The sequence below is a fragment of the Frankia sp. CcMO1 genome (assembly GCF_977945845.1).
This window is the reverse complement of record NZ_CDWTMG010000224.1, coordinates 1-8167: the sequence shown is the minus strand read 5'-3', so window position 1 is coordinate 8167 and position 8167 is coordinate 1. Positions and strand designations below refer to the sequence as shown.

Here is an 8167-nt window from a genome sequence, read left to right as displayed (position 1 = left end):
GGCAGAGTGCGTAGCTCGTCCCCGGCGTAGGCGGCGTCGCCGACCGTGTGGATCGTCCGCCCGGGCATGGCGGTGGCCAGTTTCTCGGTCATGCGGGCGGCCAGCCACAGCCGGGATGCGGAGGTGGTGTCCTTGCGGACCAGAGCGTGTCGTCGACCGCGACCGTGACTGGCGCTCCGGCGGGGACGAGCAGGCACACCACGAGCCGGGCTAGGACCAGCCCGACCTCGTCGACGGACCAGTGTCTGGATGGTAAACAGAGGCTGCAAGAACAACGGCCTGTCACCGCCGGAATCCCGGCAGAGCCATTTTCTTTGGCAGACCCGTACCGGACTGTCCGCGCACAGCATAGCGTCAGCGAGCTCGAACAGCGCGTCCGACCACCGGGTCAAATCTTTGGCAAGAAACCAGGATCAGCAGGAGGTCGGGGAGTCAGGGGGCCAGCAGCCGGGGGGTCAGCCAGTCGACGACGGCTCGGACGAACGACCTGCGGTGGCGCAGATCCGCGATCTCGTGCCCCTCGCCGGGAAAGAGCAGGTAACGGCAGTCGACGCCGCGAGCGAGGGCCGCGGCGACCGTCTGCTCGGCCTCGATCACCGGGACGTTGGTGTCGTTCTCCCCGTGCACGACGAGCAGCGGCGCGGCGAGGGCGCTCATCCGGTGCAGCGGGGACAGCGCCCGCAGCAACGCCGGCTCGGTGCGTGGATCACCGTACTTGGTGACCGCGGACGCGGCGATCCACGGCTCGGTGTACTGATAGAAGCTCTCCAGATCAACCATCCCGCAGACGTCCACCCCGACCCGGAACAGCTCCGGGAAGTGGACCATCGCCGCCAGCGTCAGATAGCCGCCGTAGGAGCGGCCGGCGACGCCGATCCGGTCCGGGTCGGCCAGGCCCGTCGCGACCAGATGCGTCACGCAGCTGCGGACGTCGGCGATGCCACTGAACCGACGATGGGTGTGGTCCGCCTCCTCGAACGACCGGCCGAATCCGGTGGAGCCGCGCACATTCGGCGCGAACACCGCGATCCCCCGGGCGAGCACGGCCTGGAACAGCGGGTTGTAGACGGGACGTTCCTGCGCCTCCGGGCCGCCGTGCAGGTGGAGCAGGGTCGGGACCGGTCCTCGCGGGCCGTGCGGGCGGTACCACCAACCGGACAGTTCCCGGCCGTCGTGGGCTGGCAGGGCGCACGGCACCGGACGGACCAGCCGCGGGTGGTCACCGGTGCGGGGCCCGGGGATCCCGGGTACGCGCGCCGGCGCGGGCGGCCCGGATGGCGCGGGTGGCCCGGGTGGCGCGGCGGGCTCCGGGCTGTCGAATCCCGGGCTGTCGACGTCGATATTCAGGACAACCCGCGGTCCCGGGATAGTCACCGCCTCGACGGGAGCGTGCGAGATCAGCCGACGGTAGCCGGCGGATGGCGCAGTGAGATCCCAGGTCCAGATCTCCCCCGGCCTGGTGGCACCATCCAGGGCAAGCACGAGCTCCCGGCCCCCGGGCCGGACGAGCACGCCTGTGACGACGTCGCGGGGAAGCGGCGGCAGCGTCAGGGACCGTCCGGTGGGCAGATCGACCAGCGCGAGCTCGCTGCGCCCGCCCACGTTCCAGACGACGACCGCCCGATCCGGATCGAGCAGGGCGAACCGCTCCAGATCGGCGTTGTCCCGGGCGACGAGGACCCGCGGCCCGCCGGCCGGATCGCCCGTGGGGTCGACAGGGACGTCAAACAACGCGGCTCGGTCCCGCCCGATGTCGCACAGCAGCAGCAGGCGACGGCCGTCGGCGACGAACCGACCGGTCACGGTGGTCGCCGTCCCGCCGGGCACCTGCCATGACCCGCCGATTCCGTCCCCGGCGCCGATCCCGTCCCCGGCGGCAATCCCCTCCCCGGCGCCGATCCCCTCCCTGACGGCAATCCCCTCCCTGACGGCGATCATGGTGTCGGCCACGAGCACCCGCCGGACGCCACGGGGGCCATCCCGCAGCAGCAGGCGGTACCCGCCACCGGCCGGGCCCCACCCCGAACCGTCGCACACCTGCAGCGCCACTCCAGCGGCGAGGCGGGTCCGTCGCCCGCCGGAGTCGATCAGCACCGCGGCGGTGCGGCCGGACGGATCGGAGCGGTCGGACTCGGTCACGACGAGGCCGTGGCCGTCGTCGGTCCAGCGGGCCGGGGTGGCGGCCCGCCCCCCGCCGCCGGCCAGGTGGCGCAGGTCACCGCCGTCCGCCCGGACGGTCCGGACCTCAGTGAGCTCCCCGCCGCCCGGCGCGACGTGGACGGCGATCCGGTCGTCGGTCGGCGACCACAGGACCGCCCGGACCTGACCGGGGCCGGTGTCGACCGGGCGCTCCCGGCCGTCCGGGTCCCGGATCCACAGCGCGGGGGCGCCGCCGCGATCACCGACGAAGGCGAGCCGACCATGCGGGCCGGTACTCGGTGCGCGACAGCTCGCCGCCGCGACCCAGGCGTCGGACAGATCGCCGGGACGCCCGGAGTCGACGGTGTGCGGCACCGCCGGCTGCGTCACCACCGGCCGCGTCACCACCGGCCGCGCCACCACCGGCCGCGCCACCACCGGCCGTCCCACCACCGGCTGCGCCACCGCGGGTCGGATCATGTCACTCCAAGGGATCATGCGACTCGGTCGTGCGACGTACGTGGGTCGTGCGACCTACGTAGATCACGCGACCGTGTGGGTCTGGAGCCACATCTCGAGCAGCGCGGCCTGCCACAGGGCGTTCGCGCCGAGCGCCGTGCGGTTGTCGTTCGGGGCGGCGAGCATCGTCCGGACCCACACCGGCCGGAACAGGCCCCGCGTCTTCGCCGCCGGATCGGTGAGCGCCTCGCGCACCCGGTCCAGGAACGGCCCGTCGAGATGACGGATCGCCGGCACCGGGAAATACCCCTTGGGTCGGTCGATGACGTCGACCGGCATCAGCGGGCGGCCGATGTTCTTGAGCACGCCCTTGCCGCCGGAGGCGAGCTTCAGCTCCGGCGGGCAGGCGGCGGCGAGCTCGACCAGCTCGTGGTCGAGGAAGGGGGTGCGGGCCTCGAGCCCCGCGGCCATCGTCATGTTGTCGACCCGTTTCACGGGGTCGTCAACGAGCATGATCGTCGAGTCGATGCGCAGCGCGGCGTCGACGGCGGTCTCGGCGCCCGGCCGGGCGAAGTGGGAGGCGACGAAGTGCCGGCTGGCATCGGCCTCGATGAGATGGTGCGGCTCCACCATCGCGGGCAGGTCCCGGTGCGGTCGGTCGGCGAAGACCCGCAGGTAGGCGTCGACGGCGTCGGTCCGCCCAACACCCGCCAGCGGCGGATACCAGGAATACCCGGCGAAGACCTCGTCGGCGCCCTGCCCCGACTGCACGGCCTTGACGTGCCGGGAGACCTCCTGGGAGAGCAGGTAGAAGGCCACGCAGTCGTGGCTGACCATCGGCTCGCTCATCGCGGCGATGGCCGCGTCGACGGCGGGCAGCAGCCTCGTCCCCGGCACCCGGATCTGGTGATGGTCGGTATCGAAATACCGGGCGATGACGTCGGAGTAGACGAACTCGTCGCCGGGCTCGCCGCCGACGGCCTCGAACCCGACACTGAAGGTCGCGAGATCCTTCTGCCCCGCCTCGGCGAGCAGCGCGACGATCAGACTGGAGTCCAGCCCACCGGACAGCAGCACGCCGACCGGGACGTCGGCGACCATCCGGCGGCGCACCGCGAGGCGCAGCCGCTCGGCGATCGCGTCCTGCCAGTCACGGGCGGTCCAGTCCGCGTACGCGGGATCGCGGGTGAAGCTGGGACGCCAGTACAGGTCGTCGGTCGAGGTGCCGTCCGGTTCCACCACCCGCACGGTCGCCGCGGGCAGCTTGCGCACCCCGGCCAGAATCGTGTGCGGGGCGGGCACCACGGAATGGAACGACAGGTAGTGGTGAAAGGCGACCAGGTCGATGTCGGAGGAGACGCCGCCGCCGGCGAGCAGGGCCGGCAGGGTGGAGGCGAACCGCAGGCGCTCGCTGTTCCCGGTGAGGTAGAGCGGCTTGATGCCGAGCCGGTCCCGGGCGAGGATCAGCCGCCCGCTGTCCCGCTCGGCGATGGCGAAGGCGAACATCCCGGCGAAGTGGTCGACGCAGCGTCTCCCCCACCGGTGGTACGCCTTGCCGATCACCTCCGTGTCGGAGGTGGAGAAGAAGCGGTAGCCGGCCGCGACCAGCTCGTCACGCAGCTCCTGATAATTGTAGATGCACCCGTTGAACACCGTGGTCAGGCCGAGCTCGTTGTCCACCATGGGCTGGGCACCGCGCTCGGACAAATCGATGATCTTCAGGCGACGGTGCCCGAACGCAACTGGGCCGGCGGACCACACTCCCACGCCGTCCGGGCCCCGCGGCACCATCGTCGCGGTCATCCGCACCACCGCGTCGACGTTCGCTCCCCGGCCGTCGAATCTCAGCTCGCCACTCAGCCCGCACATGTGCGCTCCCGTCGATCGATGAAGTCAGGCGAGATCCATTCCCCGGGGCTTCCTTCCCGATACCGCAGCCGTTGATTACGACCTCACTCTCGAGGACGGAGATTTCACAACAGTGTCCGCGATGTTGCCAACTCCCTCGGTCGCCAACCCGCGCGGAACCGCAGTGCACCCGCGACGGAGCACCCCGCGACGGAAGACCGGGCCACCCTGGATCAGACTACGGAGAGTAGCGGTCACGGAACGGTTGACGGCGGGGAATCACCGGCTAACGGCGGGAAATCCAGGTGTCCTTGGACCCCCCGCCCTGCGAGGAGTTGACGATCAGACTGCCGGGAGGCGCCACCCGGCTGAGCGCCGCGGGCACCACCCGCGGCTCCCACCCGGCGTAGACGAAGACCCGCAGATCCACCGCGCAGGGTTCGAGATGGCTGTCGTGCCAGGTCGGATGGGTCGACAGCGACACCAGTTCCTGGCCGATCCACTGCCGGGGATCGGCCAGGATCCGCTCGCGGACCTCGGTGAGCCGGTAGGGCTCGGCGCGCGGCCCGATGACCACGCCGGACCCGCCGTACCCGTCGACCGGCTTCACCACCAGTTGATCGAGGTTGTCCAGCACGTGTTCGCGCTGCTCCGGGTCACCGCAGACATAGGTCGGCACGTCGTCGAGCACCGGCTGCTCGCCCAGGTAGTAGGTGACCATCCGCGGGACGTAGGCGTAGACGACCTTGTCGTCACCCACCCCGTTACCCAGAGCGTTCGCCATGCCGACCCGGCGGGCCCGGATCGCGCGCAGCAGCGGGAGCCCCAACGGGGTGCCGTCGGCTCCGAGGGCGCCGAACAGGTCGTCCTCGTCCATCCGGCGGTAGAGGACGTCGACGCGGCACCGCCGGGAGCCGTCGATCCGGTGGACGACGTCGTTGTCGTCGACCAGCAGATCCGCCGGTTCCACCAGCGCAACGCCCATCTTCTCGGCGAGCAGGGAATGCTCGAAGTACGCCGCGTCGGTCTTCCCGCCGGTCAGCACGGCCACCGCCGGTTCCCCCGCGGCCGCCGCCGGGGCCGCCGCGACCAGCGCCTCGTGCAGCAGGGCGGGTATACCGTCCAGCCGCAGGATGCCGGCCGGCGGACCGAGCTCCGGCAGCACCGACTCGGCGAGCCGCCGGCCTTCCATGGCGTAGGCGATACCGGACGGGACGCGCAGGTTGTCCTCCAGCACCAGCCAGCCGCCGTCGCCGCCGCGGACCAGGTCGATGCCGGCGACGGTCACCCGGATGGCGTCCGGGCCGGCGGCGCGACCGCCGTGGCGCAGGCTCGGCGCGTCGTTGACCACCCAGGCCGGCACGATCCCGTCGGCGACGGCCGCCCGCTCGCCGTAGCTGTCGTGCAGGAACGCCTCCAAGGCCCGGACCCGCTGGCTCAGCCCGGTCGTCAGGGTCGTCCAGTCGTCGGCGGCGATGATCCGCGGGACCAGGTCGAACGGAAAGGGACGGCTGGTGGAGTCCCCCGAGGCCCGGAAGATGATCCCCCGGTCGTTCTGCTCGGCCTCGCGCGTCCCGACCCGTTCGTCGAGGATGCCCGGGCCGAGCCGTTCCAAGGTGCGCATGACGGCCCGGTACTGGGGACGGACCGCGCCGCGGGCATCGACGATCTCGTCGTACCCGGTCGGCTGGTAGCGCTCGAGCAGCCGCGGCGCAATCTGGTCGGAGGCGGACACGGCGGGCGCGCTCCCCAGCGCGGCCGCCGCCCCCGCGGGCGGGACGTCGCGGGTCTCGGCCAGCACCAGATCCGCGACGTCGGTGAGCAGACCCCGACGGGCGAAGGCCCGGCGCTGGCGGTGCGCGGAGCTGCCCCGGCCAACGGCCTGTTCGGCCAGGTTGTCGATGAGCTCCCAGTCGTCGAACCGTTCGAGCTGCGGGCGGACCTCGGTGAGCAGCCGGCGCAGCATGGCCTGGGCCGGTATAGGGCCGGTACCGAGGAGGTCGACGAGGTCGCCCTCCAGGCCGGACCGGGCCGCCCGCCAGGTCGCCGCGCGCAGCAGCTCCGCGCGCGGCGGCGGGGCCTGGCCGCCGGCCTCGATCTCCTCGATGGCCTGGCACACCAGCGCCCGGAACAGCCCGGCGATGAGGATGACGTTGTCGACGTCCGGGCAGGCATCGCAGATGCGCAGCTCGACGGTGGGCAGGTGGGCCGACGGGCGGACGTCGAAGTAGACCATCCCCGGGTCGCTGATCACCCCGGACTTGATCAGGTCCGCCACGAGCTGGTCGTACTCGGCGGCGGTCCGGAAGGACCCGGCGACCCCCGCGGTCGGCCATCGCTGCCACACCAGCGTGCGCATGCTCGCGTAGCCGCTGTCGGCACCCATCCAGAACGGCGAGCTGGCCGAGAGCGCCAGCAGCATCGGCGGCCACGGCGCGGTCCAGGCGACGACGGCCATCGCGAGGTCACGGTCGGCCACGTCGACGTGCACCTGAGCGCCGCAGATGAGCTGCTCGCGCGCGACGATCTGGTAGTCCTCAGTCATCTGCTCGTAACGGTCGTCCCGGGAGACGTCGAGCAGATCCATGTCCACGATCGGCACGGTGCCCGCGGCGGCCGGCCCGAGCCCAAGCTCGCCGGTCACCTCCGCGAGTCGCCGCCGCAGATCGAGCAGGTTCGTCCGCAGCTCCAGCAGATCCGCCGTCGGCTGACTGTTCGTCTCGACAACCGATTTCAATAGCTCTGGGGAGAACGAGTCCCCGTCGAGCCGGCGGAGGATTTCCTCGGCCCTGGGAACGAGCTGACGGGTGGTGAGATCGAGGATGTGAAATTCCTCCTCGACGCCGACGGCCACGATTCGTGCGTCGCTCATGGCGGGCTACGCTACGGCCTGCCGGTTACACATGCGTATCACAGCTATGACCCGTCTCGGGAAGAATCCCGCACTACTCGCCACGGACCTGCACCCCCACCCTTGTCGTCGCCGGGTACCGGCCGCCACCCGACGCCTCGCCCGAGGCCTCGCCCCGGCCCACCTGCGTGACCACGACCACTCGACCACGACCACTCTCGCCCGGTCTCGTCCGGTCCGTCCATCCGGTCCGTCGGCCCTGCTGGCGGGGCCGACGGCCCCAACAGGGTCTCTACTATCCCGCCGGGCCTCGATAAAACGTGACGAAGCGTGCAGGGCGCGGACTCTCCGATGCGGCTGTCCGATGCGGCGCGCGGTCGCTCGACCGGCTCACCGGCGGGAGGATCGACGGATGCGGCGGGACGGGCGGATGCGGCGGGACGAGGTCTACATCGGGGTGATCGGGCCGGCCAAGGCCACCGTCCGTGAGGTCGCCACCGCCGAGTCCGTCGGACGGCGTCTCGCCGAGGTCGGCTGGTACGTCGTCTGCGGGGGCCTGGGCGGGATCATGGCAGCGGCCTGCCGGGGCGCCCGATCGGTCGGCGGGACGACGATCGGGCTGCTGCCGGGCCTGTCCCGGGACGAGGGAAACGACCATCTCACCGTCAGCCTCCCGACCGGGCTGGGCGAGCTGCGCAACGGCCTGCTCGTCCGCGGCAGCGACGCGTTGGTCGCCGTCGGCGGAAGCTGGGGAACGCTTAGGGCCTGTTTGGGAAGTACGTCCCGGGGTTGGCCGTGGATCTGATGGTGATTTTCGGATTGCATGATCCGTTGTGTGGCGTGGGGTGACCTGACGAACGAGCAGTGGGC

At 71.6% G+C, this 8167-nt stretch carries 4 protein-coding genes; 1 reads left to right on the top strand and 3 read right to left on the bottom strand.

The genetic code is table 11. From position 1 onward, the window contains the following. Positions 1 to 432 precede the first annotated feature (432 nt). From AC08OU_RS19995 to AC08OU_RS19985, 3 genes are all read right to left on the bottom strand, one after another. Entirely contained in the window at positions 433 to 2619 is a 2187-nt protein-coding gene (locus AC08OU_RS19995) for a S9 family peptidase (protein WP_476601821.1), read from the bottom strand. Positions 2620 to 2682: 63 nt separating this feature from the next. Next, positions 2683 to 4467 carry an N-acetylglutaminylglutamine amidotransferase gene (locus AC08OU_RS19990; protein WP_476601820.1) on the bottom strand — a complete coding sequence of 595 codons (1785 nt, stop codon included), beginning with the start codon at positions 4465 to 4467 and terminating at the stop codon, positions 2683 to 2685. A 265-nt stretch (positions 4468 to 4732) separates the two neighbouring features. Continuing rightward, positions 4733 to 7318 (bottom strand): glutamate--cysteine ligase, encoded by a 2586-nt coding sequence (locus AC08OU_RS19985; RefSeq protein WP_476605547.1) that lies wholly within the window; start codon positions 7316 to 7318, stop codon positions 4733 to 4735. A gap of 391 nt (positions 7319 to 7709) precedes the next feature. Between AC08OU_RS19985 and AC08OU_RS19980 the strand changes: the two genes are divergently transcribed. Next, the gene (locus tag AC08OU_RS19980; protein WP_476605546.1) at positions 7710 to 8102 is read left to right on the top strand and encodes an SLOG cluster 4 domain-containing protein; all 393 of its coding nucleotides are present in this window, start codon (positions 7710 to 7712) and stop codon (positions 8100 to 8102) included. Positions 8103 to 8167 lie beyond the last annotated feature (65 nt).

Bases quoted from the DNA above. Each gene is read 5' to 3' on its own strand.
- AC08OU_RS19995 (WP_476601821.1), bottom strand. From the start codon at position 2,619: ATGATCCGACCCGCGGTGGCGCAGCCGGTGGTGGGACGGCCGGTGGTG.
- AC08OU_RS19990 (WP_476601820.1), bottom strand. From the start codon at position 4,467: ATGTGCGGGCTGAGTGGCGAGCTGAGATTCGACGGCCGGGGAGCGAAC.
- AC08OU_RS19985 (WP_476605547.1), bottom strand. From the start codon at position 7,318: ATGAGCGACGCACGAATCGTGGCCGTCGGCGTCGAGGAGGAATTTCAC.
- AC08OU_RS19980 (WP_476605546.1), top strand. From the start codon at position 7,710: ATGCGGCGGGACGGGCGGATGCGGCGGGACGAGGTCTACATCGGGGTG.